Annotated in this window: 25 protein-coding genes; 14 read left to right on the top strand and 11 right to left on the bottom strand. The window is 69.6% G+C overall.

The window, feature by feature from the left end:
* Positions 1 to 183: 183 nt before the first annotated feature.
* Positions 184 to 930: a methyltransferase domain-containing protein gene (locus HEB94_RS00495; protein ID WP_192748128.1), complete on the bottom strand. Its 747-nt coding sequence runs from the start codon at positions 928 to 930 to the stop codon at positions 184 to 186.
* Positions 931 to 1,250: 320 nt separating this feature from the next.
* Between HEB94_RS00495 and HEB94_RS00490 the strand changes: the two genes are divergently transcribed.
* The 10 genes from HEB94_RS00490 to HEB94_RS00445 all read left to right on the top strand — a co-directional run bounded on the left by HEB94_RS00490 (position 1,251) and on the right by HEB94_RS00445 (position 13,403).
* Positions 1,251 to 1,931, top strand: coding sequence for a maleylpyruvate isomerase family mycothiol-dependent enzyme (locus HEB94_RS00490; protein ID WP_192748127.1), 681 nt, complete (start codon positions 1,251 to 1,253; stop codon positions 1,929 to 1,931).
* Positions 1,932 to 2,517: 586 nt separating this feature from the next.
* Entirely contained in the window at positions 2,518 to 3,588 is a 1,071-nt protein-coding gene (locus HEB94_RS48835) for a glycosyltransferase (protein WP_337917413.1), read from the top strand.
* Positions 3,585 to 4,865 carry a glycosyltransferase gene (locus tag HEB94_RS00480; RefSeq protein WP_192748126.1) on the top strand — a complete coding sequence of 427 codons (1,281 nt, stop codon included), beginning with the start codon at positions 3,585 to 3,587 and terminating at the stop codon, positions 4,863 to 4,865. Before HEB94_RS48835 ends, HEB94_RS00480 begins: the two co-directional genes overlap by 4 nt.
* Positions 4,862 to 5,962, top strand: a complete 1,101-nt coding sequence (locus HEB94_RS52055) for a glycosyltransferase family 4 protein (RefSeq protein WP_192748125.1) — start codon at positions 4,862 to 4,864, stop codon at positions 5,960 to 5,962. Before HEB94_RS00480 ends, HEB94_RS52055 begins: the two co-directional genes overlap by 4 nt.
* Positions 5,959 to 6,999: a CgeB family protein gene (locus HEB94_RS00470; protein WP_192748124.1), complete on the top strand. Its 1,041-nt coding sequence runs from the start codon at positions 5,959 to 5,961 to the stop codon at positions 6,997 to 6,999. Before HEB94_RS52055 ends, HEB94_RS00470 begins: the two co-directional genes overlap by 4 nt.
* Entirely contained in the window at positions 6,996 to 8,246 is a 1,251-nt protein-coding gene (locus tag HEB94_RS00465; RefSeq protein ID WP_192748123.1) for an oligosaccharide flippase family protein, read from the top strand. Before HEB94_RS00470 ends, HEB94_RS00465 begins: the two co-directional genes overlap by 4 nt.
* A complete protein-coding gene (locus HEB94_RS00460; protein ID WP_192748122.1) occupies positions 8,243 to 9,565 on the top strand; it encodes a hypothetical protein in 1,323 nt (440 codons plus the stop codon). The genes HEB94_RS00465 and HEB94_RS00460 overlap by 4 nt, the downstream gene beginning before the upstream one ends.
* Complete coding sequence (locus HEB94_RS00455) at positions 9,562 to 10,941, top strand: tyrosine-protein kinase domain-containing protein (protein ID WP_192748121.1); 1,380 nt, start codon at positions 9,562 to 9,564, stop codon at positions 10,939 to 10,941. Before HEB94_RS00460 ends, HEB94_RS00455 begins: the two co-directional genes overlap by 4 nt.
* 318 nt (positions 10,942 to 11,259) lie before the next feature.
* Positions 11,260 to 12,714, top strand: coding sequence for an exopolysaccharide biosynthesis polyprenyl glycosylphosphotransferase (locus HEB94_RS00450; protein WP_202896022.1), 1,455 nt, complete (start codon positions 11,260 to 11,262; stop codon positions 12,712 to 12,714).
* Between the two features lie 128 nt (positions 12,715 to 12,842).
* Complete coding sequence (locus HEB94_RS00445; protein ID WP_192748120.1) at positions 12,843 to 13,403, top strand: YceI family protein; 561 nt, start codon at positions 12,843 to 12,845, stop codon at positions 13,401 to 13,403.
* A 37-nt stretch (positions 13,404 to 13,440) separates the two neighbouring features.
* Here the strand turns inward: HEB94_RS00445 and HEB94_RS00440 are convergent, their stop codons facing one another.
* Together HEB94_RS00440 and HEB94_RS00435 are read right to left on the bottom strand one after the other, a co-directional pair.
* Positions 13,441 to 14,100: a class F sortase gene (locus tag HEB94_RS00440; protein ID WP_238361838.1), complete on the bottom strand. Its 660-nt coding sequence runs from the start codon at positions 14,098 to 14,100 to the stop codon at positions 13,441 to 13,443.
* Positions 14,101 to 14,360: 260 nt separating this feature from the next.
* A complete protein-coding gene (locus HEB94_RS00435; RefSeq protein ID WP_192748118.1) occupies positions 14,361 to 15,065 on the bottom strand; it encodes a hypothetical protein in 705 nt (234 codons plus the stop codon).
* Positions 15,066 to 15,421: 356 nt separating this feature from the next.
* On the opposite strand from HEB94_RS00435, the gene HEB94_RS00430 reads away from it, so the two are divergent.
* Positions 15,422 to 16,759, top strand: a complete 1,338-nt coding sequence (locus tag HEB94_RS00430) for a hypothetical protein (protein ID WP_192748117.1) — start codon at positions 15,422 to 15,424, stop codon at positions 16,757 to 16,759.
* 47 nt (positions 16,760 to 16,806) lie between these two features.
* On the opposite strand, the gene HEB94_RS00425 is transcribed toward HEB94_RS00430, so the two are convergent.
* Positions 16,807 to 18,954: a glycosyltransferase gene (locus HEB94_RS00425; protein WP_192748116.1), complete on the bottom strand. Its 2,148-nt coding sequence runs from the start codon at positions 18,952 to 18,954 to the stop codon at positions 16,807 to 16,809.
* Between the two features lie 74 nt (positions 18,955 to 19,028).
* Positions 19,029 to 19,349: a hypothetical protein gene (locus tag HEB94_RS00420; RefSeq protein ID WP_192748115.1), complete on the bottom strand. Its 321-nt coding sequence runs from the start codon at positions 19,347 to 19,349 to the stop codon at positions 19,029 to 19,031.
* Here HEB94_RS00420 and HEB94_RS00415 point away from each other — a divergent pair.
* Positions 19,331 to 19,528, top strand: a complete 198-nt coding sequence (locus tag HEB94_RS00415) for a hypothetical protein (RefSeq protein ID WP_192748114.1) — start codon at positions 19,331 to 19,333, stop codon at positions 19,526 to 19,528. The two genes, HEB94_RS00420 and HEB94_RS00415, sit on opposite strands and share 19 nt — an antisense overlap.
* A gap of 177 nt (positions 19,529 to 19,705) precedes the next feature.
* On the opposite strand, the gene HEB94_RS00410 is transcribed toward HEB94_RS00415, so the two are convergent.
* From HEB94_RS00410 to HEB94_RS00385, 6 genes are all read right to left on the bottom strand, one after another.
* Positions 19,706 to 20,224, bottom strand: coding sequence for a class F sortase (locus HEB94_RS00410; protein WP_192748113.1), 519 nt, complete (start codon positions 20,222 to 20,224; stop codon positions 19,706 to 19,708).
* 287 nt (positions 20,225 to 20,511) lie between these two features.
* Positions 20,512 to 21,075 carry a hypothetical protein gene (locus HEB94_RS00405; protein ID WP_192748112.1) on the bottom strand — a complete coding sequence of 188 codons (564 nt, stop codon included), beginning with the start codon at positions 21,073 to 21,075 and terminating at the stop codon, positions 20,512 to 20,514.
* A 221-nt stretch (positions 21,076 to 21,296) separates the two neighbouring features.
* Positions 21,297 to 21,938 (bottom strand): tetratricopeptide repeat protein, encoded by a 642-nt coding sequence (locus HEB94_RS00400; RefSeq protein WP_192748111.1) that lies wholly within the window; start codon positions 21,936 to 21,938, stop codon positions 21,297 to 21,299.
* 126 nt (positions 21,939 to 22,064) lie between these two features.
* The gene (locus HEB94_RS00395; RefSeq protein ID WP_192748110.1) at positions 22,065 to 22,271 is read right to left on the bottom strand and encodes an excalibur calcium-binding domain-containing protein; all 207 of its coding nucleotides are present in this window, start codon (positions 22,269 to 22,271) and stop codon (positions 22,065 to 22,067) included.
* Positions 22,272 to 22,477: 206 nt separating this feature from the next.
* A complete protein-coding gene (locus tag HEB94_RS00390; RefSeq protein WP_192748109.1) occupies positions 22,478 to 23,389 on the bottom strand; it encodes a dihydrodipicolinate synthase family protein in 912 nt (303 codons plus the stop codon).
* A gap of 2 nt (positions 23,390 to 23,391) precedes the next feature.
* A complete protein-coding gene (locus tag HEB94_RS00385; protein ID WP_202896021.1) occupies positions 23,392 to 24,672 on the bottom strand; it encodes an enolase C-terminal domain-like protein in 1,281 nt (426 codons plus the stop codon).
* A gap of 365 nt (positions 24,673 to 25,037) precedes the next feature.
* On the opposite strand from HEB94_RS00385, the gene HEB94_RS00380 reads away from it, so the two are divergent.
* On the top strand, positions 25,038 to 26,156 hold the full coding sequence (locus HEB94_RS00380) for a GNAT family N-acetyltransferase (RefSeq protein ID WP_192748107.1): 1,119 nt from the start codon (positions 25,038 to 25,040) through the stop codon (positions 26,154 to 26,156).
* An 86-nt stretch (positions 26,157 to 26,242) separates the two neighbouring features.
* Positions 26,243 to 26,986 (top strand): NAD-dependent epimerase/dehydratase family protein, encoded by a 744-nt coding sequence (locus HEB94_RS00375; protein ID WP_192748106.1) that lies wholly within the window; start codon positions 26,243 to 26,245, stop codon positions 26,984 to 26,986.
* The last annotated feature ends 14 nt before the right edge of the window (positions 26,987 to 27,000 follow it).

Here is a 27,000-nt window from a genome sequence, read left to right as displayed (position 1 = left end):
TCCCGACCGAGGTCGACAACAACGTTCTCTGCATCCGGAAGGCGCCACGTTGGTGAACGCTCGGGCCGCGATCCGGCACCGTGGCGTGCTCGGAAAACCCGGACCAACACGAGCGGTCCGGGCGGAGGCGGGGGATGTGGGTGGATCCGGCTTGATCGCCCGGGTCCACCCATGCATCACAGATCAGCGCTTCATCAGGGCGAAGACACCCCAGCCGAGGTGGTTCCGCTGGTACGTCACGTACGACAGGGGAGCGGTGTCCAACTCCTCCCGCAGCTGCTCGGCGAGCTCGTCGTCGGGATTGTCGTCCAGCCAGGTGCGGATGTTGAGCCACTGCGCCGCGACGTAGCGGTCCCAGCTGTCCTCGTCGGCCAGCACCATCTCGACGAGGTCCCAGCCGCAGTCGCGGAACAGCATGACCAGGCCGGGCAGGGTGGTGAACTGGTCCTTGCTCATGGCGTGGCAGGCCTGCACGGCCTGCTGGTCCGGCGGGTCCTTCCGCCAGAACGGCTCGCCGATGAGGACGACGCCGCCGGGGCGGAGGCTGCGTTCGAGGAGCTCGATGGTTCCCGCGACGCCGCCACCGATCCAGGTCGCCCCGCAACAGGAGGCGATGTCGACGGGCTCGGGTGCGACGAACTCCGAGGCGTTGGCGTGAACGAACCGCACCCTGTCGGCGACGCCGAGCTCCTCGGCGCGCTCACCCGCGGCCCGCAGGAAGACGGTGCTGATGTCGACACCGGTGCCCGTGATCTGGTGGTCACGAGCCCAGGTGCACAGCATCTCACCCTTGCCGCAGGCCAGGTCGAGGATCGTGGTGCCCGGACGCGGGCGCAGCGCCCGGCCCAGGATCGCGAGCTTCTCGCTGGTGAAGGGGTCGAGGATGCGGTGGCTACGCTCGCGGATGGTGAAGCTGCGTGGAAGATCCACTGGTGAAGGTCCTTATGTCTGAGTGTTCCGCGGTTGGGGGAGGAAGCTGGCCAGCCAGCGCCGGCAGAACACGGACCAGCATCAAAACACCCTCTTCAGACGTAGTCGGAACGACCTTGGGGCCAAACTTAGGGCCGTGCGCCGGCCTGGGCGAGCGCTTTTCGTCGTACGCCCGAGGCGAGTCGACCTGGCCGCCGCAGAGCCGGAACGAGACCGGCCCGCGAGGCGGAACGAGAAAACTCCGTCGAACGCGATGATGGGCCCCGTGGCCGGGAGTCTCTTCCTACGACCGGCCATCACCTGCAACGGGGAGAACGCTCATGACATCCTTCGGTCGCCCGCGCGCCGCCATGCTGTCCGACGTCGAAGCGGAAAGGCTCGACCTGGCCGTGTTCCTCGAGTCACTCGAGGAGGAGGAGTGGCAGACACCGTCGCTGTGCGCGGACTGGACGGTCCACCACGTGCTGGCACACCTCGCGCTCTCGACCCGGCAGCCGTTCCTCTCGACGATGATCCGGGTCGCCCGGGCACGCGGCGACTTCCACCGGGTGGAGGCGGCCCTGGCCGTGGAGTACGGCCGCGCCTACCAGCCGAGGCAACTGATCGCGCAGCTCCGGGAGACCGCGGGCTCGCCGTATCGGTTTCCCCTCAGCGGTGCGCTGGACCCACTGACCGACATCCTCGTCCACGGCCAGGACATCGCGCGGCCGCTCGGACGTGAACGCACCATGCCGAGCGAGCGGGTCGTTCCGGTCCTTGACTACGTGTGGAAGTCGACCTTCTACGGCGCCCGGAAGCGCTTTGCCGGTCTACGGTTCGTCGCGACCGACGCCGACTGGTCGTCCGGCGCGGCGGAGGTCGGTGTGCCCGAGGTCCATGGCCCGGTCGACGACATCCTCCTGCTCGCCACCGGTCGCGGCGCCGGGCTGACCGGCCTGACCGGAGCGGGCGCGGACGAGGTCGCCACCAGGATGGACCGGCCAAAGTCTGCCACCGGCTGAGTCGCGGGTAGCCCCACAACTAACATCAACTCTTGGGCGAATGTTTACGTCCCGGCGACTAAAGGGATCCCTTCGCGCGGACGGAAATTGGACGGAAAAGGGATCCCTTCGTCGCTGCGGCATGCGAAATGGATCCCTTTCTTCACGCGCACGCGCGCGTGACGAACCGCCGGGCGACGTGGCCATTACCGGATACTTGGCAAAGTTTCGAGAATCCACTATTGGTCGGCCGGATACGTTCTCCGCGGTCTAACCACGCCTGATCCGCATTGACTTTCCTCACCCCTGTCGGGTCTACTGCTACATGATCGGCGGCGGTGATCTTTTCCGCCGTCTGATTGTGTGCGCCACCGGGGATGAGTGGGGGGTGGGCGCACATTCGGGGTGGGACTGAAAGCGGAGGCATCGCGATGCGATCCCCCATGTGCAGGTCAATGCATGCTGCCGTCCGTGGAGCACCACAGCGGACAGCCTTGAGAATTGTCGTCGCCCAGGTCAGGCCTGTGCGTCTCGGCGGCCGTAGGTGAACGGGAAGACCTTCACCAACGTCGCCAGTAATTCACCTCTGTCTAACCGCTCCGTAGCCGTGATCCACGAATGGTTCGGCGCCACGGGCGGGTCCGAGCAGGTCTTCCTCGCCATCGCCGACCTGGTCCCACACGCCGAGCGTTTCGTGCTGTGGAAGGACCGCGGGGTCGGCGACGGGCATCACCTGACCGAGTCGTGGATGTCGCGGACACCGCTTCGCCACAGCAAGGCGTTGGCGCTGCCGGTCATGCCGCTGACGTGGCGGACGTTGACCCGAAGGCGCTACGACGTCGTCGTCTCCTCCAGCCACGCCTTCGCCCACACGGCGAAGCTCGGTGCGGCGGAAGGCACCCGCTACCTCAGCTACGTCCACTCCCCGGCCCGTTACGTCTGGAGCCCTGACCTGGACGCACGCGGTTCCGGCGGGCTGCTCACGCCGGCGCGTGCGACCCTGCGAGCCTGCGACCGGTGGCTGAGCCGGCACGTGCACAGTTACGCCGCGAACTCCTGCGAGGTGCGGTCCCGTATCCGCCGTTACTGGGACCGTGACGCCCGCGTCATCAACCCGCCCGTCGACGTGGACTACTTCCGTGCGGCGCCGGCTCAGGCGAGGGCACAGGGCCGCGACTACCTCCTCGGCGTGGGCAGGTGGGTCGGTTACAAGCGGTTCGACCTCATGGTCGAGATCGCGGCGCAGGCGGGTCTCCCGCTGGTCCTCGCGGGTTCTGGTCCGGCGGAGGTGGCGCTGCGCCGCCAGGCGGAGAAGGCGCGCGTGCCGGTGACCTTCGAGGTACGCCCGAGCAAGGAACGCCTCCGCGAGCTCTACTGGGGTGCCCGCTGCCTCCTCTACCCCGCCCACGAGGACTTCGGCATGATCCCGGTCGAGGCGCAGGCCTGCGGGACCCCTGTCGTGGGGCAGGCGTCCGGCGGGCTGCTCGAGACGGTGGTCGGGGGCAGCACCGGCTACCTTCTCGACTCCACCGCGACATCGTCGTACGTGGACGCGATCGCCCGGCTGCACGGGCTGTCGCGTACGGACATCCAGCGGCAGGCGCAGCGATTCTCCCCGCAGGTCTTCCGCGACCGGGTCGAGGCCTGGCTGCGCGCCGAGGCAGGAGCGGTCGCGTGACCGCGAAGCCCACCCGGCCACGGATCGTCCTCACCGCGGACTGGTGGTGGCCGAACCTCGTCGGCGGCGCGGAACACTCAGCGCGCGACATCGCCCTGGCCCTCGCCGACGCAGCCGAGGTCACCGTGGTCATCCCCGCGGCCAGTTCGCACCGCTACCCCGACGGCCCCCTCCGCGTCGTCGCGGCCGGCAGGCGCTTCGCCCGCGCCCACCATCCCGGCAGCAGGGTGAGCCGGGTCGTCGAACTCCTCACGACCTGGCTGAATCCCCGCAGCGGCGCCGCGATGCGCAGGGAGATCCGCGCGGTCGATCCAGACCTCGTGGTGGTCACCAACACCGCCCGGACCGGCCCCTGGCTGCTGCGGTTCCTCAAACGCCGGCGCTACCGGACGGTGCGCGTCTACCACGACCTGAGCGACACCTGCTGGCTCCGCTCCCGCCGTAGGAACGGACGCAACTGCCACACACCCTGCCCGCCCTGCGGGGCGAAGGCGGCGATCATGGCGTCGGTGACGCCCACCGGCACCCGGTCGGTCTGTGTGTCCCACTTCGTCCGCGAGGACCTCCTGGCGCGGGGCCTCACCCGCCCGGAGCGGACCAGTGTCGGTTACCCCGCGCTCAACCCACCGGATCCGGCACGAGGCATCCGCCGCAACCGTCCCCGGCCCGAGCGGACCACCCTCGGGTACGTCGGCCGGCTCGCACCGGTCAAAGGCATCGAACACGCCATTGACGTGGCCTCCCGGTTCGCCGAGACGAGCAGGCACCCGGTCACCCTGCTCCTCGCCGGGAACGGTGACCCCCGCTACGTCGAGGAGTTGCGTACCCGCCCGGTCCACGACCGGTTGAGGGTCGACGTTCGCGGCTGGCTGCCGATCGAGGAGTTCTGCGCGAGGGTGGACGTCGCGCTCGTTCCCTCCACCTGGCTGGAACCGTTTGGTCGCGTGGCCGTGGAGGTCGGCATGCGCGGGGTTCCCGCCCTGGTCTCGCCGCAGGGTGGGCTACCGGAGGCGGCCGCCCTGTCCGGGACGCCCTACGCCTTCGCCGACTTCACCGACCCGCCCGGTGCCGCCGCCACGTTGGCCGACCTGCTCGCCACCAGCACTCCCGCGACCACGAGTTCGGGCGCGCCGCCGACCACCAGCCCGGCGGACGCGCCGCTCACCCCGGACCGTCCACCGTCCCTGGCGCAGGCGGCGACCCGCGCCGCCTGCGCGGCCCTCGCCACCGGCGGCGACATCCCCCGTTCCACGTCCAGCCAGGGAGCCCGGCCATGACGACGTACCCGGTCCCGCGACGGGTCCACATCGGCACCCGCGCCGAGATCGACACCCCGGGCGGCCTGCACGGCGTCATCAAGGGTCTGTCGGCGGCGCAGGCGCGGCTGGGGATGCGGGTCGAGATCGTCCACAACATCGCGAACGCGACGACCTACGACACCCTCGAGGTTCCCGCCGAGCAGCCTCCGGCCACCCGGACACCGGAGGCGAACCCGGCCGCTCCGATGGTCCTGCGCGAGTACCACTTCGCGCAGACCGCGTCCGCGCTGCTGCCCGCCCGGGACCGGCGAACCGAAACCCCGGCGGTGTTCCACTTCCACGGACCGTGGGCGAGTGAGGGCCGGGTGCAGGGCCAGTCCGCCCTCCGCGCGCTGGCGAAGTTCGTCGTGGAATGGCGCACCTACCACCGCTTCACCGCGTTCACCGCCCACTCCACGGCGTTCCGGCGGGTCCTGCTCGACAGCTTCCGCATCCCGGCGGAGCGGGTCGCGTTGGTCTACCCCGGTGTCGACACCGCGTCCTTCACCCCGCAGGACAGACAGGCCGCCCGGGCGGCACTGGGACTGCCGGCGGACGCGTTCGTCGTCGGCTCGCTGCGCCGTCTCGTCCACCGGATGGGCCTCGACGTCCTGCTGCGGGCGGTCGTGGGCCACCGCGACGTCGTCGTGGCGATCGCCGGCGCGGGCCCGCAGGACGCCGACCTGCGGCGCCTCGCCGAGGACCTCGGGATCGCCCACCGCGTCCGGTTCCTCGGCCGGCTCGACCAGCCGCGGGTGCCCACCTTCTACAGCGCGCTGGACTGCAGCGTCATCCCCTCCCGTGCGCTGGAGGGCTTCGGCCTGGTGGCGCTGGAGGCGATGAGCTGTGGCACCCCGGTCATCGCCTCCGACGTCGGTGGGCTCCCCGAGGCACTCGGCCCGTTCGCACCCGAGTGGGTCTATCCCGCCGGCGACACCGCCGCGCTGCTCCGGCTGATCGAACGGGTCGAGGACGAGGCACCCGCGAGGGACCTGCTCCTCGCCCACGCCGCCGCCAACTCCTGGGAGCGGTGCGCGCTGAGCATGGAAGCGCGGTTCGCGGAGCTGTGCCGATGAACAAGCACGCGCGCGTCCTGTTCGTCGGTGACCTCTGGCGTGGCAGCAACGCCAAGTCCCTGGCCGACGGGTTCGCCGCCGCCGGAGCGGACGTGGTCACGGTCGACACCACCGGCGTCGCCTCACCCGCTCTGGGCTCACCGGAGTGGGTGTACCGGAAGGTGAAGGGGCGGCGTGCGCCCTGGCTGCTCAACCGCGTGCACGCGCGGATCCACGCGGCGGCGGACGCGTTCCGGCCGCAGTTCCTGGTCTGCTTCAAGTCAATCCATCTCGACCAGGACCTGTTGCTGCACCTGCCCGGGAACCCGGTCACCGTCCACTACAGCCCCGACGACGTGTCGAATCCCGCCAACACCACACCCGCCTACCTGGCCGCCGAGGCCGGTTGGGACCTCGTGGTCACCACGAAACGGCACAACGTCGGCGAACTGCGTGCCCGCGGCGCCCGCGCCGTCGCGTTCGTGCGCAGCGCCTACGACCCCGCCTGGCACCACCTCAGCTACCGGCCATCGCCGCGACGCTGGCCGATCGGTTTCATCGGCAACTACCGGCCGGACCGGGTGGAGGTGTTTCGGCGTCTGGGCGCCGCGTTTCCCGGCCGGTGCGTCATCCACGGGCCGTACTGGCGACGCGCACTCCCGCGCGGCATCCCCGGTGTCGCGGTGTCGGCGGGCCGCTACGCGGAGGACTTCTCCACGACCGTGGCCGGCATCCAGGCGAACCTGGTCCTGCTCAACTCCGACAACCGCGACACCCACACCTGCCGCAGTTTCGAGGTGCCCGCCGCCGGCGGGTTGTTCGTCGGTGAACGAACCACCGAACACCAGGAGCTCCTCACCGACGGGCGTGAGTGCCTCCTCTTCGACGGCGAGGACGAACTCCTCGACATCCTGGGGAGCCTGGCACCGGCCGCGGCGACCCGTGTCGCGGCCGCCGGCCACCACCGCGTCACCACCTCCGGGCACACCTACGCCGACCGGGCGCGACAGATCATGGGCACCCTCACCGGCCGCACCGAACTCGAGGTGCCGGCGTGAGTCTGCAGAGCCCGCCACGGAAACCGCGCCGATTCCAGACCCTTCGCGACACCTCGGTGCTCACCGCCTCCTCCTACGGGCAGTACCTCATCCCCCTGCTCACCCTGCCGCTGATCGCGCGCACCCTCGGCCCGCACGGCTTCGGATACTCCGCGCTGGCGACCGCGACGTACTTCGTGGGCTCGATCGTCGTGGACGCGGGCATCTCCCTGCCCCTGGCCGCGCGGCTGGTCACCGCGAGCCACGACGAGACGCTGCTCCGGCGCAGGTACACCCGGCTGCGGGTCCTGGTCTTCGCCTGTTTCGTCCTGGCCGCGGCGGGCGCCTACGCCGTCGCCGCGCCGTACTCCGTCAAGCTCGCCTTTCTCGGAGCGGTCGCCGGCGGCGCGTCCTCCCTCCACGAGCAGTGGGTACTCGTGGCCCGCCGGCAGTTCGGCCGGGTCGCGGTCTCCGACTGGGCCGGACGACTGGTCAACCTCGCCGTGCTGGCGGCAGGACTCACCCTGGCCCCGTCAACGGTGTGGATACCCGCCGGCCTGTGCGCCGGGGCGCTGACGACCAACACCGTGTCCAGGCTGCTGGCCACCGTGAACACGGCCGGTGCGGGCGCGTCCACACCCGACCTCGCCGCGATGGTGCGACTCGGCGCGCCCGCCGTCCTCGGCCGACTGCTGGTCTCGGCGTACGGGCAGGCCGCGCCGGTGCTCTACGCCGCCGTCCTCACCCCAGGCGCCCTGGGCCTCTACTCTGCCAGCGACCGGGTGGTGCGGGCGGTGCAGGGCCTGGCGAACCCGGTGTCGCTGGCCATCCTGCCGAGCGTCGCCAAGGACCGCGACCGGGTTGCCGAACTGGCCGGCACCGCCCGCCGGTACACCCTCTACGCGATGGCGGCCGCCCTGGTTGGGTCGCTGGGGCTGGCCCTGCTTGCGGCACCGGTCGCGCACGTGTTGTACGGCGAGGAGTTCGCCGACACCGCCACGATCCTGCGCGTCCAGGCGTTCCTGCTGCCCCTGGGCGTCGGCAACACGATGGTGACCTCGGCGTTCTTCAACGTGATCGGTGACACCAGGGCCGTCCTGCTCACCTCGGTCGCGGGCCTGGCCGCCACCGCGGCGGCACTGGGCTGCACCTACCTCACCGGCTCGCTGCTCGTCCTCGCCGTCGGCTCGATTGCGGCCGAGGGCTGCGCGTTCGTGGCCGCGTGGCATCGGGTCGCCCGGACCGTTCGGCGTCTGGAGGGCACGTGACCTCCCTCTGCCTCCTCGCGCTGCTCGCCCTCTTCGCCGGCCAGTTCGTCCTCGCCCGCACCACGCCGGAGCCGCTCAGGTCGATCCTGCGGGTGCAGGCCGTCTACTGGTTCCTCGCCTACGTCCTCCGTCCGGTGATCCTGGTGCTCGTCTCACCGGCGCCGGTCGTCAACGACTCCCTCGCCGACGACCGGCTGGCCTACGGCGGCTACGACGCCCACCTGCCGGCCGTCCTGGTACCCGTGATCGTCGGCCACGCCGTCTACCTGCTGCTCGTGTTGCTGGTGGGTCCTCGGCTGCCGCACTTCCGCGCCCTGCAGGCCTCACCCGCCCTGGTCCTCGTGCTGTTCGCGATCCTGCTCGGCGCGCGGCTGGCCTGGATGAGCGGTGTCCACTCCGCGGTGGTCGCCAGTCTGCTCACCCTCGCCCCGGTCGTGGTGGCGCTGATGCTGTTCCCGGCCCATCCGCCGCGCCGGTTGGCGCTCCTGGTCGGCCTGCTGGTCCTCGCCGAGGTCAGCTGGTCGGTGATCTTCGCGTCCAAGACCCCGGTCCTGAGCCTGGTGGTGTGCCTGGTGCTGGTGGCCGCGTCGCGCGGTTGGCGGCCACGCCGCGGACACCTCGTCGTGGGCGTGCTGGCCGTCCCGGGCCTGGTGCTCGGGTTCTCCGTCCTGCAGTCGGTCAAGCACGACTCGACCGTCATCTCCGACCTGCAGGTCGTCGACCAGCGCTATCCCGCCCTGGTCCGGCCGCTGCTGCCGCTCGCGCGCCGGTTCGACCTGCTGGCGGCGGTCACCGACTCGACCTATGCGCAGGGCAGGTGGATCTCCGCCGGGGAGGTCGCCCGGCGTGCCGCGACGTCCCTGGTCCCGCGCGCGGTCGCCGACGACAAGACCCACTCGGCGGGTGAGCGTTGGGCGATCGAGGTGCGGAGCCTGTCCAGGAACTCCGTCCCCGGGGTCTCCCTGGCCGAAGGTCCGGTCGCCGAGGGCAACGCGGTGGCCGGACTGTCCGGGGTGGTGGCCGAGTGCGCGTTCCTGGCGGTCCTCACCCTGGCCTGCGCCGCCGCGCTCGCCTGCGGTGGAACGTTCGTCTTCGCCCTCGCCTGTTGCCTCGTCCTTCAGCCCGCGATCCAGGAACGCGGCGTGCTCGGCATCGCCGACGTCACCGGGAAAGGGCTGCAGATCGCACTCGTGGTGGCCGCCGCGTCGTTGCTCTTCGGCGGCGTTCGCCGGGCGGTGCGCAACCGATGCGCGTCAGCGGAGGCGCACCGGCCCCACGCGGGAACACCAGCCCGCCTCGGAATCGCGGGGGATCGATGACCATCGCTTCGTTGTTGCACATTCTGCGCACCCGTTGGCTGCTGGTGGTGACCGTGACGCTGCTCGCCGGCGTCCTCGCCACCGTCTACACCTGGACCCGCACCCCCGTCTACGACGCCAGCGTGCAGTTGTTCGTGTCGGCGACGACCGCCAACCCGGACAACAGCGACCTGAACCAGGGCGGAAGCTTCAGCCAGCAGCGGGTGAAGTCCTACGCCGACATCGTCACCAGCCCGACCGTCACGACAGCGGTCATCGCGTCCCTGCGACTGCCCGACACACCCGAGCAGCTCGCCGGACGCATCACCGTCGACTCACCGCTGGACACGGTCCTGCTCAACATCACGGTCAGCGACTCCTCACCGCGCCGCGCCCGCGACATCGCCAACGCCGTCGGCGCCCGCTTCTCGACGTTCGTCCGGGCGCTGGAAACCCCCAGCGGGCAGGCATCCTCACCGGTGCGGGTCACTTTCACCCGTCCCGCGGTGCTGCCGACGTCACCGGCCGCACCCGACCGGGTGCGTGACATCGCCCTCGGCCTCCTCGTCGGACTTGCCCTCGGCGTCGCCGCCGCCGTACTGCGTCACCACCTCGACCGGGCCGTCGCGAGCGCCCACGCGGCGGCCGAGATCGCCGTCGCCCCGGTGATCGGAACCGTCGCGGAGGAGGCGAAGTACTCGGGGCGGCTCATCGCCGACGAAGGAACGACCCCCTTCGCCGAGGCGTTCCGGCGCCTGGCCACCAACGTGCGTTTCCTCGGCGTCGAACGTCAGGCCAGAAGCCTCCTCGTGACCTGCGCGCTGCCGGAAGAGGGCAAGACCACGACGGCGGCGAACCTCGCCGTCGCACTGGCCCAGGCCGGCGAGCGGGTCGTGCTGATCGACGCCGACCTGCGCCGACCCGCGGTCGCCAACGTCTTCGGCCTGTCGAAAAGCGTCGGGCTGAGCAGCGTGTTGATGGGCGATGCTCCGCTCACCACCGCACTCCAACAATGGCGGCCCGACCTGCCGCTGTTCGTCCTCACCGCCGGCCCACCACCACCGAACCCGACCGTGCTGTTGACCTCGAACGCGATGAGGGAGCTCGTCCGGGCGCTGGAGAGCCCCGGAACGACCCTCCTCATCGACTCACCACCCCTGCTGCCGGTCACCGATCCGGCCGTCCTCGCCCAGATCGTCGACGGCGTGGTGGTGGTGAACCGCGTCGGCAGCACCCGAACCGACCAGCTCGCATCGGCGGTGGACAACCTGCGAACAGTCGGCGCGACGGTCCTCGGCGTCGTCGTCAACCGGGTGAAGAAAGAGAAGGAGACTACGTACTCGGAGTACTATCACGCCTCCCCGCCAGGGCGTAACCGTGCCAGGAGAAACCGGTAGGCGGGATCAGCGGAAACCCTTACCACACGTGCCTTTCATTGCCGCGCGGGAAGCGGCGGCGGACTTTGGTGTGCTCGCATTTCCCGCGTCTCGACACGAAGTGTGGCCGGCGAATTCGTTCGGTCAGCAGTTCTTCGGCTGTTCACACAGATCGCGGTTGACGGCCTTTCCGCGGCGACTAAATTCTGGATCAGTTGGGGTCGGACGATATTCCGAAACTGGTTTCGTCGTCTTGACCTGAATAGTGGGGGGAGAGGTTCCTTGGGGGGTCAAGGGCCCAGTGCTCACAACGATGGTGCCGCGACGATCGAACTACCCGTGATAACAGCGCGGGCCGGCACCGACCGCACCGACGACACCTTCGATGTCTTCGACGTCGAAGACATCGAAGACATCGCCAACCGCGTCGTCGCGAACACCCGGACGAGGCAGCGTAAATCTCGGCGCCCCCAACGCGACTGGGTGGTCCTGCTGGTGCTGGACCTCCTCGCGCTGGTGCCGCTGGCGTTGTCCAACTCGACCTACGTTCGGGGTCTGATGGTCAGTGCCGCCCTGACCATCGTCCTGCTGGCCGCGGGAGGTCTGTACCGGCCGAGGTTCCACCTGTCCGTCCTGGACGAGCTCCCGGCACTGACCGGACGGTTCCTCGTCGCCGCGTGGGCGGTCGTCCTTCTCGCCGCCGTCCGCCATCAGAGTTTCGACGGGTTCGACACGCTGTTTCGGTCCGAAGCCCTGATGCTCTTGTTGCTGCTGGGCGGCCGGGCGGTGTCCATGTGGGGGATCCGGCTGGTCCGATGCCGGCGCCTGTCCACCTCCCGCGCCCTCCTGCTCGGCGGTGGCCAGGTCGCGGCCGAGCTCACCCAGGTACTCGCTCGCCATCCGCGCTACGGTCTGGAGGTCCTCGGCTACGTGGACGACCCGGACCGCGCCGATCCCGTCTACGTCGCGGCTCCCCGCCTCGGCGACCTGTCCGGTTTCGCCGAGACCATCACCGCCGCGCAGGCGGACCTGGTGATCGTCGCCGATCCGGACACGACCGAGGCCCGTTTCAACGAGCTGATCCGCGAGGCGGTCGGCGTCGGCCGCGACCTCGTGGTCGTCCCCCGCATGCACCAGTTCCACATCCCCTCCGCCCATCCGGACCACATCGGCGCGATACCGGTCGTGCGGCTCCGCACGCTGCGGATGAGCGGCTGGCGGTGGCTCGTCAAGCGGGGCATCGACGTGGCCGTCAGCTCCCTGGCGATCGTCGCGCTCAGCCCGGTGCTGGTGGCCTGCGCGATCGCGGTGCGGATCGAGGGCGGTCCCGGGATCCTGTTCCGCCAACAGCGGGTCGGACGCGACGGCCGCCACTTCGAGGTGCTGAAGTTCCGCTCCCTGCGTCCACTCGACGAGGCGGAGTCGCGGACCACCTGGTCGATCGCCCACGACCACAGGGTCGGCCGGGTCGGACGGCTCCTGCGCCGCACCTCACTCGACGAACTCCCGCAACTGTGGAACATCCTGCGTGGAGACATGACCCTGGTGGGGCCCCGGCCGGAGCGCCCGCACTTCGTCGAGGTCTTCTCCGCCGAGCACAGCCTCTACGCGCACCGCCACCGGGTGCCGGCTGGACTGACCGGGCTCGCCCAGGTCAGCGGCCTGCGGGGGGACACCCCGATCTCGGAGCGGGCCCGGTTCGACAACTTCTACATCGAGAACTGGTCGCTGTGGCTCGACCTGAAGATCGTGCTGCGGACGATTCGGGAGGTCATCTTCGCCGGCGGCAGGTGAGGCCGCCACATCCACGACAAACCGTTCCCGAACCGGCGAGTCGTCGCCAAGGACGTGTTGACGTACGTCGGCGTCAGGCTTCGGGAAACGCCGGATCGGACGACTGGCGGCCTTCTAGCCTCGACTACATGGCACTCTCCGCCGGCCAGTTCCGGATCGGACCCAGTTCCGGCCGGATGCTCGTGCGCACCCGCCGCCAGGGCGTCGCCTCGAAGGTCGGACACGACCTGCTGCTCGAGGTGGACGACTGGTCGGCGCAGGTCGTCCTGACCACGGACACACCCGCCGGAGCGAGCCTCACCGCACGGGCCGAACTCGGCTCGCTCCACGTCCGAGAGGGCACCGGTGGGGTCAAGCCACTGACCGACAAGGACCGTGGCGAGATCGAGAGCAACGCGCGGCAGATCCTCGACGTGGACCGCAACCCCATGGCGACCTTCGAGTCCACCCAGGTGACACCCACCGACGGTGGCGGCACGATCAGCGGCACCCTGGCGCTGCGGAACGGCTCCGCGCCGGTCGAGTTCCAGGTGAGTGACCTCGGCGCCGACCGCTACCGCGCCGTCGGGACGTTGCTCCAGTCGGCGTACGGCATCAAGCCGTACTCGGCGTTCCTGGGCGCACTGAAGCTGCGCGACGAGGTGGAGGTCGAGATCGAGGTTGACCTGTCCACAGCCGAACGGATGTAGGAGGCGGCACCCCTTCGGCCACGGGGCTCCTGCGTTCCTATTCGCCGGACCGGTCCGGGGTGTCATGTCGGAGTGGTCGTCGCGCCTCGGCGGGTGTGGCTTTGTGCCAGGACACCATGTGGGCGTAGACGATGATGTTGTCAGACCAGCCGGTCTTCTTGTCGTAGCTGCCACCGCAGGTGATCAGCCGGAGTTCGGACCGCTCGCTCGGCCCGTAGATCTGCTCGGCGGGAAGCTTGTTCTTCGGTTGGATCGAGGAGCCGTCGATCTGGTAGACGACGACGATCCCGTCCTGTCGGGTGACGGTCACCGTCTGACCGCGTTTGAGGGCGCCGAGGTAGTAGAAGACGGCCGGGCCGCTGTAGTTGGAGTCCAGGTGGCCGAGAATCACGGTGCGACCCTTCTGGCCGGGGGTCACGCTCTTGTTGTACCAGCCGGCCAGGTAGGGCCTGTTCGTCGGCGGTACGTCGATGGTGCCGTCGCTGGCATCGCCGACGAAGTAGATCGGCGCGGCCACGTCGATCGCGGGAATGTCCACGCGGGTCGGCCTCGAAGCCGACGTCAACAGGGACGTTCCTGTTGTCGCCTTCGACGGCGTCGCAGACGGGCTTGGTCGAGACGAAGCACGCGTGGGTTCGCGCGCGGGTTGGGGGGCTGCCGGAGAGGCGGACTGTGAGGGCGTGGTGGCGGTGGGCATGGGAGGAGGCGCGGTGGCGGTGGGCATGGGCGGGGGCGCGGCCTGTCCGAAGGTGTCCACAAAGATCAGGCCGATGCCGCTGACAGCGGCGAGAACGATGAGCATGGTCGCGGCCCTCCGCCCCACGAGGGGACGAAGAGCCTTCCGCAGGGTGGTGGCGGCCCTCGGCCCCGCGAGGGGACGAAGAGCCTTCCGCAGGGTGGTGGCGGCCCTCCGCCCCACGAGGGGGCGGAGGACCTTCCGCAGGTAGGACCACACGATCAGGCCGCAGCAGCGCCGTGGCCACGTCGACGCAGCAGCGCCACCGTGCCCGCGGTCAGCGCCAGGCCGAGCAGAGCTCCGCCCGCCGCGGTGGCCGCACCCGGTCCGCTGGAAGCGACAGCACCGTCACCGGCCCTGGGGCCACCCGGCCGCATGATGGGGCCAGAACCGTTGTTGTCACCAGCCGCGGCGGCGTCCGGCAGCGGGGTGAGCTCTTCGAAGTCCCCGCACCGCTCGTTCGGGTCGAACGGGTCGTTGGCGTTGTCGGGGTTGACGGTGCAGTCGGCCTGCCAGACCTGCTGCTCCTCGTTTTGGGTCACGATCGTGACAGCGACGTTGTTGCCGTGCGCCGTGATCGTCGCGCATACAACGTCCACATCCGCCGGCGTGTCAGTGAACTGCACCCAGGGGTCCACCGAGCCGGCGCCCCGGTTCTCCTTCCAGATCCACAGCTGGCCGGGCTCTGGGACATAGGCGACGAACTTCTCGTTGTTCTGCTGGCTCGAGTCGATGCAGCCGTTGAAGGCGTTCTTAGGCGGCTTCGGCGGCTTCTTGTGCATGGGGAGCGACTGCTCCCCCACGGCGGAGCGAGCGGCCGTGTCAGTGCTGGCGGCGTTCGCGGGTGTCGACGCTATCGCCGCGACCAGCCCGGCAGCGACCAGGGCCGCGCCGAGTCGAGCACCAAATGCCTTACGAATTCTCACAGAGTTCCCCCATCGTCTTTGTCGGTCGGTAAACGAATGTTGGGTCGCGCCGAAAAGACTTCGAGACTTCTGTCATGCCGAATAAATGAGGTCTCATCCGCCATCGGCGCATCACTTGGACTACCCACACAATCAGTGGTCACTTATCCCAAACGATGATCAGAAATTAAAAAGCCACAAAGCAACAAGCGCAAAAGGCTCGATGTCACCGAACGAGGGACTTCGGGAGGTTGTCACAGCCTGTGGGGAGCTGATACAGGCCGCGTGTGACGGCAGGGCCACGTCCGTCTGGACGCAGACATTCCGCATGCTGTAGACATGTGCGGCTTGTGACTCTCTCGCCCCTGGAGCACTTTATGTCCGTATTGCGTTGGTCGAGGCGGCCCTTCACGTCAGACCGCCGGTTCCTGACACGTCGCACACTGACGGCAGGAGTCGCGATCACCGCGAGTGCGCTGACCGTGACGGTCGGCGTCTCAGCGCCGGCGCAGGCCGCGTGGACCGCGCCCTGGAACGTCTCCGCCCCGGGGTGGGAGGCGACCGACTCGCCAAAGGTGGCGGTCGACCGGCAGGGTGACGCCATCCTGGTGTGGGAGGCATGCGATGGTGCGCAGCCGGCCTGTTACTACCAGATCCAGGCCCGGATCAAGCCCGCGTCGGGCAGCATGACCGCGACCCAGAACCTCTCGCCGTTGGGTGCGAACGTGGCCTGGCCCGAGGTGGCCACCGACGACGACGGCGACTCCGCCGTGGTCTGGGAGCAGGAGGGCCGGGTGGTCGGGCGCCGCGTGAGTTCGACCGGAACGCTCGGCGCGCTTCGCACCCTGTCCACCACCGGAGCCAGCGGGATGAACCCGACGGTGGTCGTCGATCCGTCCGGGCGCGCCCTGGCCGCGTGGACCGAGTATCGCGGCGGCGGCTACTACACGGTGGCGCGCTACCTCGACCTCGACAGCTCCCTCGGGCCCGTCCGGGATCTGGGCTCCGGATCGGCCGACCAGCCCTCCGCCGCCGTCGACCGCAACGGCCAGGCGGTCGTCGCGTGGGCCGAAAACTACGAGCGGGTCGTGGCCCGGCGGATCCGGTACGGTGCGCCGTTGCCGCTGCGGGCGTTCACCTCGCCGGGCTCCGGTGCGGGCTTCGGCCGGGTGACCGTGGCGGTGGACCGTGACGGCGACGCCATCGTCAGCTTCCGGCGTTGGCGTACCGGCGAACAGACCCGCGTGTGGGTCCGACAGTGGAGTAAGACCGACGCACTGGGCACCGTGACCGCGGTGTCACCGGTGACGGACAACGCCGCGCAGCAGCACGCGCTGGCGACGGACTTCGAGGGCGACTCCATGCTGGTGTGGACCCGCCAGAACACCACGACCAAGACGGAGGTGTTCGGCCGGAGCATCTCGCGGACCGGCGCGCTCGGTGCCATCACCTCACTCGGCGTCGGCGACCGGCCGGACCTGACCCTGGACGACGACGGCGACGGGATGGTCGCCTGGCACACACCCGGACCGCCCTCAACGCCAACCCAGGTCATGTCACGGACGGTCACGCGCACCGGTTCCTTCGGTACGGCCAAGACCGTGACCACGGACGGAAGGGTGCCCCAGGTCGACGCCAGCCCGACCGGCCGCTCGACCATCATCTGGCAGCAGCGGTCCTACCCCTACACGATCCACGCGATCACCGGGCCCTGACCGACCGATCCTGACAGCTGGACGGTGGGGCGGCGCCAAGACGAAACCTAACGTCCTGACCGGACCACCGGGTGTGCACCGCTGTCCGCGGCGAACGTGCCATGCCGGCGCATGGCGTGCCAGCGCAGCGGTGCACCCACCAGCGCGGTCACCACGGACTGGATGACCACGAGATACATGAGCTGCCGGTAGACGAACTGCTGCAACGGCAGCGTCCACAACGGCGTGAGGCGTTCACCGTCGAGTCGGAGTGCGTAGGCACCCACCAACGCCTGGACCACCACGAACGCCGCCCAGACGGCCGCCACCCGGACGGGTTGGCCGAAGAACAGCCCGTACAACGCGAAGATGTCGACGGCCGGGGCGAGCAGCGGGAGCCCGACCTGGAAGACGACGAGGTAGGGCAGCGCCCGACGCCCGAACCGCCCCGCCGGGCCACGCTCGACCAACGCGCCTCGGTGTTTCCACATCGCCTGGAGCGTGCCGTAGCACCAGCGGTAACGCTGCCGCCACAGTTGGCGCAGGGACGTCGGTGCCTCCGTCCAGGCCCGGGCGCTCTCCTCATAGACCACCCGCCAGCCGGCCCGGCACACGGCCATCGTCAGGTCGGTGTCCTCGGCGAGAGTGTCGGTGCTGACCGGGCCTTCCGCACGGGGGAGCGCCTGCCGGCGGAAAGCACCGATCGCGCCGGGCACGGTGGGCATGCACTCGAGCACGTCGAACATCCGTCGGTCGAGGTTGAATCCGATGACGTACTCGATGTGCTGCCATCGGCCGAGGATGCCTCCGGCGTTCCCGATCTTGGTGTTGCCGCTCACCGCTCCCACCTTCGGGTCGGCGAACGGGCCGACCAGGCGTTCGATGGTGTCGGGTTGGAAGACCGTGTCGCCGTCGACGAGGATCAGGATGTCGTGTCGGGCGCGGGCGATCCCCGTGTTGAGCGCGGCAGGTTTGCCCCCGTTGGGCTGCCGGAGGACGGTGACGCCGGGCAGGTCCAGACTGGCGGCGATCGCCGCGGTGTCGTCGTCTGAGCCGTCGTCGACCACGACTACTTCGACCTGGCCCGGATAGCTGGTGTGGACCAGGGAGCGGACGGTGGCGGCGATCCCGGCGGCCTCGTTGTAGGCGGGCACGATGACAGACACCGGCGGGTGGTAGGGCGGTCCGCTGGTCGGTTCGCTCTGGGCGCGTCGTACGCGTCGTGCGTGCAGTCGGGCCAACCCGGACAGGATGAGCAATCGAAGCACCGTGAGGACGCCCGCGATCGCGAGCGCGAACGTGAGCGCCACCGCGGCGCCTCGCCCGGTCTGCTGGCCGGCGACGAGGACCAGTCCGGCGATGCGCTCCGGGAGCGTCACCGCGGTGTGCGTCTCGGTGAGGCCCAGACCCTCGCTCACCGTGGTGAAGCGGTAGCCCTCCCCGTCCAGCCTGGTCAGCAGGCGGTCGACGGCGGCGACCGTCGCACTCCGGTCGCCGCCGGAGTCGTGCAACAGAACCACGGCGCCGCGGGGCCCGGCGGGGGTGGCCGCCGCCACGATCCGCTCGGGCGTCCGCCCGGACCAGTCGCGGGTGTCGTGATCGGTGAGGACGACGAGGTAGCCGTCGCGTCCCACGGACTGTGCGGCCGCGTACTCCGACGCTCCCACTTCGGCTGGCAGCGAGGAGTACGGCGGTCGAATCAGTCGGGTGTGCAGACCGGTGGCTCCCGCGAGCGCCTTCTGGGTGAGGGTGAGTTCGAGCTGCCGCTGCCAGAACGGGACTCCAGCCAGGTCGACGTGGGTGTAGGTGTGCGAGCCGAGCTCGTGTCCCTCGGCCACGATTCGCCGCGCCAACTGCGGATGCTGTGCCACCTTCGACCCCTGGACGAAGAAGGTCGCGCGGGCATGGTGGCGGCGCAGGACGTCGAGGATCCGCGGAGTCCAGCGCGGATCGGGCCCGTCCTCGAAGGTGAGCGCGATCGTATGGTCCGGCATCCCGGCGCCGGTCGGCTGGGCACCACTGAGGTTCACGACCGGCCGGGCGTTGTTCAGGTGTGGCCCCGCGGGCCCGGTGGCGCTCGGCTGCGTGGCGTTGAGGTCCCCCCAACCTCGCTGCACGTACCCCTGAATCAGCAGGACCCCGACGAGGGCGGCCATCAGGAGGGAGACCAGCACCCAGTGGTGCCGCGGCTCCCGACGCCTGATGTGCCGTCCCACGTCAGCGAGTTTCGGTCGGGCCGAGCGGTCGCGTTTCGGGTGCGGGGGAATGGGAGCCCCGACCGCCCGGTTCGTCAGGCTTCGGGGAACGGTCCGGCCGGCCGGGTGTCTTGCTGGGTGACGGCGTCGGCGTGGGACCAGTGGTCGGAACGGTCGTGGGACGCGTGGTCGGAACCGTCGTGGTACGCGGCGTGGCGGTGGTCGATCTGGTCGGGGTGGGTGTCGGAGCGTCGGGTGGCGTCGACGTCGAGGTCGTGGTAGGCGAAGGTGTCGCCGGCCGTTTGCTGGGACTCGGACTGTCGTCGCTGTCCCGGCCGGATCGTTGTCCACCGCCTGGGGTCGTGGTGGGAGAGGGCGTCGCGGAGGAGGGCGCGTCGTGGCCACCAAGGCTCCACGGGGTGGGATTGGGGCCGGTGCCGGTGAGGATGCTGACGCAGAACACCCCGAGCGTCGCGGCGAGAACGCCGCCGAGGACCACACCCGCGCGGCGCAGCCGCCGATGTCGGCGTCCGGTGTCGTCGACGAACACGGCGTGTTGTCCAGCTGGCTGATTCCTCACGGCGGCCCAGTGTAGGTGCGGACCGGTACGTCTGTAGAGCACCCGCGTGCGTCGCTGGACAGATCAACGGTCGGCGACGCCGCGCTCCCGCAGTGTCCTCGTGGGTCGCGACGTCGCGGCCGGAGATCGAGGTCGACCTGTCCACCGCCGAACTGGTGTGGGCGACACCCGTCCGGTCACGCTCTGAACGCGCTAGCGCTTGGGGGTGTCGTGACGCAGTGGTCGCCGCGCCTCGGCGGGCGTGGCTTTGTGCCACGACACCATGTGCGCGTAGACGATGATGTTGTCCGACCAGCCGGTTCCCTTGACGTAGCTGCCACCGCAGGTGATCAGCCGGAGTTCGGGCCGCTCGCTCGGCCCGTAGATCTGCTCGACGGGAAACTCGTTCTTCCCCTGTATCGAGGAGCCGTCGATCTGGTAGACGACGACGATCCCGTCCTGTCGGGTGACGGTCACTGTCTGACCGCGTTTGAGGGCGCCGAGGTAGTAGAAGACGGCCGGGCCGCTGTAGCTCGAGTCCAGGTGGCCCAGGATCACGGTGCGACCCTTCTGGCCAGGGGTCACGCTCTTGTCGTACCAGCCGGCCAGATAGGGCCTGTTCGACGGCGGTACGTCGATCGCACCGTTGCTCGCATCGCCGAGCGGGATGAGTGGTGCCGCGACATCGATCGCGGAGATGTCCACCCGGGTCGGCGCCGACGGTGACGTCAACAGCTGTGGTGTCGGAGCCGCCGTGGTCGAGGGCGGCACGGCTGGGGCGGGTCGCGACCGGACGGGCATGAGGTCCGCCATGCTGGGCACGGCCACGGGTCGAGCCGGAACGGGCGCGACCACCGGTGGAGCAGCGGCGGCCGTGGGCATGGGCGGCGGCGCGGCAGGTGCCATCAAGTCGGCGGAGATCATGCCGAGCCCGCTGACCGCGGGGAGGAGGATGAGTGCGGTGGCGGTCCTCTGCCCCAGGCAGGGGCAGAGGACCTTCCGCAGGTACGACCACACGATCAGGCCGCAGCAGCGCCGTCGTTACGCCGGCGCAGCACCACGATGCCCGCCGTCAGCGCCAAGCCGAGCAGAGCCCCGCCCACCGCGGTGGCCGAGCCCGCTCCGCCGGTGGCAGTCGAGCCGTCACCCGTGCCCGGGCCCGGCTTGGCGATGTACTTGCAGTCGGCCTTGTCGGAGGCCGTCGAACCGCCGCCGGTGTTGGGTCCCATGACCCACCCGCGGCGGTCGTCCTTGCCGGCGGCGGCCTTGTCACCGCGCCGGTCCTTGCCCTCTTCGGCGGCCTTGTCGCCGCGGTCCTTGCCCTCTTCGGCGGCCTTGTCGCCGCGGTCCTTGCCGTCGGCCGCCTTGGCCTCGCGGGCTGCCTTGATGCAGTCCATGAGGTCGTCGTACTTCGCGTCCTTCTTGTCCTTGTCCATGATCGGCCGATCCGCCACTACGCGGCGGTCGTGCCCGTTGGCGTCGCCACCGTCGGCCATCGCGGCCGTCGGAGCCACCACCGTCACCAGTCCGGCGGCGACCACGGCCGCGCCGACCCGGACACCAAAAGTCTTACGAATTCCCACCGGAGTTCCCCCGTCGTCTTTGTCGGTGAACCAATTTTCCGTGCGCCGAAAAGCTGCGAGCCATACCGAACAAGTGCGGCGTGAGCCGCCTATGGCGCACCACTTGGACTACCCGACGAATCCGAGGTCACTAGTTAAAAACAATGATCAAAGATTACAAAGCCGCAAAACAAGACGGGCTAAAACTGATGCAAAAGCGGAGAGGCGGGGCGGCGTGTCGGTCAGATCTCGGCGCGCGCTTCCTCGACCTGGCGCATGATGCCGTGGGCCCCGCTTCCTTCGGCGGTCGACTGGGCCTCGTCCAGGAACGCCAGCGCCTCCACCCGATCTCCCTGCGCCGCGGCGATGTACGCGAGCCCCACCAGGTTGGCGGCGACACCGGGAAGAAACCCGAGCTTGCGGCGAAGTTCGGTCGACTCCTCCATCCGCTCACGCGCCGCGTCCAGCCGACCCGCCATGTGCGACACGTAAGCAAGATGCCGAAGGGCATAAGACCGGGTCAACAAATCGCCGGCCCGGGACGCGAGGTCCTCCGCCGCTTCGAAAAAGGAAATCCCGGCGTCATTGTCGCGCTCGACGACCTGGTGATAAGTGCCGATCCAAAACCGTGCCTCACCCTCACTGCGTAAGTCGCCGAGCGCCCGATAAAGCTCCGCCGCACGTTCGAACAGCGCTAGTTCCCGCGGGTCCTTTTCGTGCTTCTCGAAGAACCGCGCGTGCAGGATCCGGCCGCGCGCCAAGGCAAGATCCGCCTCGACCCCGTCCAGTTCCCGCTCGGCGATCGGCAGCCCGCTGGCGTCGCCCCCGAAGATGGAGCGTTCGTAGTGCACTTTGGCGTTCTCGATCCGGTCCTCAGCACTCATCGCGGCCTCCGCTCGCTCCCGCCATCCTGGATTCGCGGGCGCGAGTCTAGCTTGCGGAAACCAGCCAGCAGTTGATGAACGGATCACTGTCAACAGCGGAGTCAACGACGACCAGCCGCGACCAAACTACGACTCGCAGACCACGCCGTCACCGTCGTTGTCGTCGTACCAGGCGTACTCGGGGTCTTCATCCTTGGTGTAGGGCCCGAGCCCTGCCGCGACGGCCTCCCCGCAGGTGTCGTACCGCTTGTCCTGCGCCGGCTCGTCTGTGGACGACCCTCCACATCCCGCGACCAGCGTCACCGCAGCGGCCGCCAGGATCAGCCTCTTCATCCTCGGATGCTTCCTCTCTCGTCGTAAGCCTCATGGACCGACGAGAGCCTCCCGCAATCCTTCCGGCGCGGTTGGGCAAGTGGGGAGTCTGACCGCTCCCGGCCACCCCCGGGGGAGGGCGGACTGCCCGAGGCGCGGCCGCCTACGCCGGCGCGGCCGCGCCTCGGGTGGAACCCTCTCGCGAGGTCGTACTCGGTTTCGGAGGGCTACTCGGGTTTGAACGGGTAGGCGTCGATGTCCCCGGCGATCTCCTGGGCCAGCAGAGCGATCTCGCGCTTGTCGTCCGTGTCGAGCGCGTTGATGCCAGACGGTGCCCGCTCGTGCAGCGAGGTGAACACGCCTCGCCGGTTGAGGACGTACCGCATGAACGAGTGCTTCTCGCGGATGATGAGCGGCAGCAGCCGCTGGTGCAACGCCCGCGCGCCCCGTTCGTCGCCCGCCCACCACAGTTCCATGACCTTCGCGAGGACGTCGGCGAACTCACAGGCCGGCATGCACCCGTTCGCGCCCCGGCTGAGTTCCTCGGGGAGCACGCGTCCGCCCATGCCGCCGAAGATGGTCTTGACCTTGTCACCGACCATCCGCTGGATCTCGCTGATGTGGCGGGGTCCGGGCGGGCGTTCCTCCTTGACGTACTCCACCTGTGGGATCTCCTCGACGACCGTCGCGACCTGCTCGCCGGTCAGCGGCGCGTAGTCGATGGCGTTCTGCAGCACGATCGGCCCGTCGTAGACGTCGGCGATCCGCCGGTACATGTCCATCGCGATCGCCGCCGTCGTCCGCGCCGGCGCCATCGCGATCACGGCGTCGGCACCCGCGCTCTGAGCCGCCCGGGCGAACGTCAGGACCTGCGGCACCGAGACGCCCGAACAGCCGAAGATCACCGGCAACCGTCCGTTGACAGTCTCCAGAACGGCGTCCAGGTTGGCGATCCGTTCCTGCTCGCCGAGGAAGTAGAACTCACCGACCATGACCGGCCAGACGATGCCGTGCTGACCGGTGGAGCAGCAGAACTCCGCGGCGGCCTGCAGGTCGGGGGTGTGGATCTCGTAGTCCTCGGTGTAGGGCGTGGGCAGCAGGCCGAAGACACCCTTGAGATGGTCGAAGCGCGGCGCCATGACTACTCCGCCCACCGGTTGTCGGGACGCCAGAAGCCGAGCTTGGGCGTGTTCCAGGCATCGGTCGGCAGGAACATCGTGCCGGGCGTGCGCAGGTTCGCCTCGATCGCCTCCTCGTTGAGCTCGACGCCGAGTCCGGGCCGGTCCGGCACCTTCACATAGCCGTCGACCATGGGTTCGTGACCGGTGGTCAGGCTGTCCCAGAACGGCATGTCGAGGCCGTGGTGCTCCAGGGCAACGAAGCTCGGGATCGCCGCGGCGCAGTGCACGTTGGCCATGAACGCGATCGGCGAACCCGCGAAGTGCAGCGCGGTGGGAATGCCGTAGCGCTCGCCGTAGTCGGCGATCCGCTTCGTCTCCAGCATGCCGCCGGAGGTGAGCAGGTCGGGGTGGAGGATGTCAACGGCGCGTTTCTCGATCCACTCCCGGAAACCGTCCCACAAGAACAGCTCCTCGCCCGCGGCGATCGGCGTCGCGAGCGCGTCGGTGACCGTCTTGTGCCCCTCGATGTCCCACCAGGGCATCGGGTCCTCCAGCCAGGCCAGCCCGAACGGTTCGAGCGCCTTGCCGAGCCGGATCACCTCCTTGGCCGTCAGGTAGCCGTGACCGAAGTGGTCGGTGCACAACGACACGTCCCAGCCGGCCGCCTCGCGGATCGCCGCGACGATCTCGACGGTCCGTTCGATGCCACGGTCGGTGAGCTTGACACCCTCGCCGGTGCCAGGGGCGCGCCAACGCGCGCCGAGGCTGTACTCGTGCTTCGTCGGCTGCCCCGACGTACCGCCGTCGACCTGGAACGTCCGGGGACGGATGTCGAACTTGATGTAGGTGAGTCCGAGTTCCTTCCGGCCGCGCACGGCCGCGGCGTAGGCCTCCGGGCTCGACTCGGCGGGAGCGGGTGTGTCTCCGTAGATCCGGACCTTGTCGCGGTACTTCCCACCGAAGAACTGGTAACAAGGAACGCCGTAGACCTTGCCCACCAGGTCCCACAACGCGAGCTCGATGCCCGAGACGCCGCCGCCCTCACGGCCCCAGTTGCCGAACTTCTTGATGGCCCGGAAGATCATGTCCACGTTGCACGGGTTCTGTCCGAGCAACATGCTCTTGAACTGCAGGATGTTCTCCTGGTGCCCGGCGTCGCGTCCCTCGCCCAGACCGTAGACCCCTTGGTTGGTGTCGATCCGGATGATCGGGTAGTCGTAGTTGCTCGCGACGACGGCGATCCGTACGTCGGTGATCTTCAGGTCGTTCGCACGTGAGGACGTGGAGATCGCGTTCTCCACCTGGCCAAGTCGGTCTGCCTCGGAGGTAGTTGACACAGTTTCCGCAACTCCCATCTGGGTCGTGAGCGCTGATGCGGCAGGAGAAACGGGCGGCCTGGCTCCATCGCGTCGACGACCGCGGCCTCCTCGAGTTCCGGCCCCGCTCTCGACGCTGCCCAACCCGGCACACGCAGTCAAGGGCGGCGGGGGAGCCGCCACCCCGTTGTCCGTAACCAGCCATGACCAGGTGGGTGCGCGCCGTGGCCAACGCGGCCGAAGTCCCGTGTCCGGCGAAGGTGCCGTGTGGTAGACACTGACCGTCGCCGGTGGAGTTCCGCCCTATGCGGCGCGACTCGTGGCACGGCAGGAACGAAAGGCGACGGAGTGTGAACGTCCAGGGGCGGGTACGCCAGGCAACCGAGGCTGACGTACCGGCCATTCTCGACCTGCTCACCCACTTCGAACGGCCCCGTGAGTTCCTGCGTCCCCGCTACGAGGAGGACCCGACCTACCGGCCGCGGCAGTCCTTCGTCTGGGAGGAGGACGGCCGGATGCTCGCCCACGTGCGGGTCTACGAGCAGACCCTGCGGCTGCCCGCCACCACCGTGACCGTGGCCGGGATTGGCAACGTCGTCACCCACCGCGAACACCGCCGGCGCGGCTACAACAGGAGAGTGCTCGACGCCGCCCTGGCCGACGCCGCCCACCGCGGTTTCGCGTACTCACTGCTGTGGACGAACAGCCCGTTCGTCTACGAGCGGCACGGATACGGGGCGGCCCCCGAACAGGTCGTCACCGGTGTCGCGGCCGCACCCGACGGGTCACTGCCCGCGAACGCCCGGCCGGTGGTCGTCCGGCCCTTCGAGATCACCGACCTCCCCGCCGTGGCCCGCCTCTATGAACAGGTGCACGGCCAACGCCCGGGAACGGTCGTGCGCGACCAGCCCTACTGGCGGGCCAACCTCGCGTTCCGGCGGGAGGAGCCCGGCGACTTCCTGCTCGCCCTCGACGGGGACGCACTCGTCGGCTACGTCCGCACCCGACGCGACGGCACCGCCCTGGAGGTGACGGAGTTGACGAGCGCCAGTACGGCCGCCGCCCGGCACCTGCTCACGGTCGCCGCGGCCCCGGTCGGCGGACGGGTGACCGGCCGGCTGCCCGAATCGGCCATCGGCCTGCTCGACGCCGCGCCCCACGTCGAGGAGTCCTGGCGACTCATGGGCCGACCCCTGCGGATAGACAACCTGGCCGCCGCCCTCCGGGACTCGCGCCCGGACACCCACCCCGACCTGAGCGTGCATCCCGCCGGCGGGCGCGACGTACTCCTGCGCACCCCCACCACCGCGCCGACCGCGCCCATCGGTCCGGGCCTGCTGACCGCGCTGCTGCTGTGGGGCGCGGCCGACCGGCTCGAACCCCACCTCGCGACCCGCCCCGACGCCCCTCTGCTCCGGTCGCTGTTCCCCCGCCAGGACGGCGTGCTCTGGCAGGCTGACTCCTTCTGACCCGGATCTGCTTCGACCCGCAGCACGACCCCCAGCACGACCCGCAGCACGACCCGCAGCACGACAACGAAAGGTGAGGTGCACTCATGACCGACGGCGCTCCCTTGGTGCTCATCACAGGCGCGGCCGGACGGATCGGAACCGCCCTGCGCTCCGCCCTCTCGCACTACCGTCTGCGCCTGCACGACCGCGACCTGCGCCGGGTCGAGCTGAAGCCGAACGAGGAGGCGGCCGAGTGCGACCTCGCCGACTTCGCCGGGATCCGGCAGGCCGTCGAGGGCTGCGACGCGGTGATCCACCTGGCCGGCGACCCCCGGCCGAGCGCCTCGTGGTGGGAACTCCGCTCGCCCAACGTCGACGGGCCCTACCACGTCTTCGAGGCCGCGCGGCAGGCCGGCGTCCGCCGGGTCGTCTTCGCGACCACCAACCACGTGACCGGAATGCTGGACCAGCGCGGCGAGTGGCCGATCAGCCCCGACGGTGAACTCGCGCCGGACTCGCTGTACGGCGTGACCAAGGCCTTCGGCGAGGCGCTCGGCCGCTACTTCACCGAGAACAGCGACCTGTCGGTGGTCTGCCTGCGGATCGGCTGGTTCCACGACCGCCCGCTCGTCGACAACCCCGACTGGGTCCGGATGTGGATCAGCGAACCTGACCTCGGTCGGCTGTTCAACGCCGCGGTCACCGCGCCGGTGAAGTTCGGCATCTACTACGGCGTCTCCAACAACACCCCGATGCGCTACGACCTGTCCAACGTCCGCGCCGAACTCGGTTATGAGCCGCAGGACGACTCCGCCCGGGTCGTCGCCGCGGCGCGGTCACAGGCCTGAGGAGGAGTGTTATC

Origin of the sequence: Actinopolymorpha pittospori (genome assembly GCF_014873875.1) — a bacterium.
GTDB classification, from domain to species: Bacteria; Actinomycetota; Actinomycetes; order Propionibacteriales; family Actinopolymorphaceae; genus Actinopolymorpha; species Actinopolymorpha pittospori.
This window is presented reverse-complemented; position numbering and strand designations above follow the sequence as displayed.